The organism is uncultured Caballeronia sp. (assembly GCF_964243625.1).
GTDB lineage: Bacteria > Pseudomonadota > Gammaproteobacteria > Burkholderiales > Burkholderiaceae > Caballeronia.
Genome location: NZ_CAXTGZ010000726.1, coordinates 579 through 2,851, shown reverse-complemented (window position 1 = coordinate 2,851; position 2,273 = coordinate 579). Strand labels below are relative to the sequence as shown.

3 protein-coding genes are annotated in these 2,273 nt (G+C 60.0%); all 3 read right to left on the bottom strand.

From position 1 onward, the window contains the following. Positions 1-788: VOC family protein (locus ACFFAR_RS29995; protein ID WP_174365542.1), on the bottom strand; the 788-nt coding region annotated here is incomplete at its 3' end. A 62-nt stretch (positions 789-850) separates the two neighbouring features. Then, positions 851-1,693, bottom strand: a complete 843-nt coding sequence (locus ACFFAR_RS29990) for a fumarylacetoacetate hydrolase family protein (RefSeq protein ID WP_174365543.1) — start codon at positions 1,691-1,693, stop codon at positions 851-853. A gap of 39 nt (positions 1,694-1,732) precedes the next feature. Then, on the bottom strand, positions 1,733-2,273 hold a 541-nt coding region (locus ACFFAR_RS29985), incomplete at its 5' end, for an alpha/beta hydrolase fold domain-containing protein (protein ID WP_174365544.1).

Sequence of the window (2,273 nt, the reverse complement as noted above, 5' to 3'; positions counted from 1 at the left end):
TGAACATAGTGGAAGTAATTCGAGCCAAGCACATGCCGGCCGGTCCCCCACCCTTTCGAGTACCCGGCTGCCGCCATCTGCGCTGCGCCCTCGCCTACGACGTCGACGTTATCGACGTCCCACGATGAATGATGCCAGCCGCGCGCGTGGCTTTTGGCGAACGCCACAAGATGATGGTCGCAACCGTGTGGAGCATGTGTGAAAGCGATCAGGTTCTGCGATTTGTCCGACAGGCGCAGACCGAGCGCCTGCTCATAGAAATCGACCGCGCGAAGCACGTCCGGCGTGAACAGGAGAACGTGAGAAAGCCGGTGCGGTTTTACGCGCTGCACTTCCGAACGCGAGCGAGCTCCGCGCACATCGGCTATCGCACCGGTACTCGTCTTAACTGCCTTGCTGTCGGGACTGGTTTTCGGGCCAATCGCGACCTGAATCAGATTGCCGTCGAGGTCGTGAAACGAGAAAGCTGTGTCATGGTTATTTTCAGCGGAAGCAATCAAGTCGGCGCCTGCGTCTGCAGCCTGGTTACGCAACGCAGGTAAGTCCCTCTCATAACAGTTGAAGCGCAAATACGCTAACGATTTTCTATCAGTAGCGAAAACGCGTGCCCACCGATGCCCGTCCGCAGCCCGGAGTTCGAGTTCCTGTCCATCGGTCCCCACTGTCTTGACATCCAAGCCGAAAGCGTCGAAGAATCGCCGCGCTTCAGCGAGCGACGGCAAGTTGAGCGCAAAGTGATCGATTGAATGCACGCCGGCTCGGGGGCGCGCCACGATAGATTCCGTCATGACAATCTCCTGTGGGACGGACTCGCAAACGCTGACGCTCGCAAGTCCGTCGATGCGGCCGCTCAGGCCACCTGTTCGTCGACAATCTCGTTGCGCAGCGTGCCGATGCCCTCGACGCTCACCTCGCACACATCGCCGTGCTTCATCAGCAGTTTCGGCGTGCGCGCCCAACCGATGCCGGACGGCGTGCCCGTCACGATAACATCACCCGCTTCCAGGGTGATCGCTTCGCTCAGAATACTGATCAGGCTAGCGATGTCGAATACCAATTCGTCCGTGCTGGCCGACTGCACGATTTCGCCGTTCAGGCGCGTCTCGAGTCGCAACCCTTTGGCACCGCTAGGCAGTTCGTCTGCGGTTACGAGGTCGGGGCCGAAGGCGCCGGTGCCATCGAAATTCTTGCCGACGGTCCATTGCGGCGATTTGAACTGGTAATCGCGCACCGAGCCGTCGTTGAAAAGCGCGTAACCCGCGACGCACGACAACGCGTCGTCCTTGCTGATATACCGGCCGCCCTTGCCCAGCACCGCGGCGATCTCGCCCTCGAAGTCGAGCGAATCGGACGCAGCGGGTCGAATCATCGGCTGCTGATGTGCAATGAGACTCGTGTGGATGCGAAAGAAAATCGTTGGGTAGTCCGGCTGTTCGTATTTGCTCTCCTTGGTGTGGTCGGCATAGTTCAGACCGATGCAAATGATCTTCGGCGGACGCGTAAGCGGCGGCAGAAAGGTGACGGTTTGGGCGCAGACCAATTCGTCACTTGCCCGATCGTGCCCATAGGTCGCGAGGTCGACACCTTGCGCGAGCAAGGACTCGAGCGATACTTCACCGATCACGCGGATATTGTTACCTTCGCGCACGCCGAGCAACGATTTGCCATCCTTAACAAATGAAACATAGCGCATACAAAACTCCAGAACATTGAAATGGAAAAAGCCTGCCCTTCACCGGGCGATCGGCAACGCGTGTTGCAGAAGCCACGCGGCAAAGGCGCGACAGATCTCGTCGTTGGCACGGCGCGCCGCGGCGGAAGCGTCGAAAAATGCGAGGAACGGATGGAACATGTCGTCGAACCGATGCACCTGCACGGGAACGCCGGCAGCGCCAAGATGTTGCGCATAGGCTAGTCCCTCTTCGCGAAGCGGGTCGTGCCCGGCCACGGCGATCAATGCGGGCGGCAACCCGCTCAAGTCGGCAGCATGCAAAGGCGACGGCGGAAACATTCCAGCCTGCATCGCGTTGGCCCCCATGTAGAGCCGTGAAACATCGCGCAGGTCCGACGTTGACAACATTGGGAAATCACGCCGCTTCGCTTCGATCAACGATGTGTCACGTGCCAGGTCGACACCAGGCACCACGAGCAGTTGTGCCGCGAGTCGCTCTCCGCGCTCACGCAGCGTGATAGCGGTCGAAGCGGCGAGATTGCCTCCCGCGCTCTCACCGGCCACCGCAACGCGAGAAGCATCGCCTCCGAGCGCCGATACG

Bases quoted from the DNA above. Each gene is read 5' to 3' on its own strand.
- ACFFAR_RS29990 (WP_174365543.1), bottom strand. From the start codon at position 1,693: ATGCGCTATGTTTCATTTGTTAAGGATGGCAAATCGTTGCTCGGCGTG.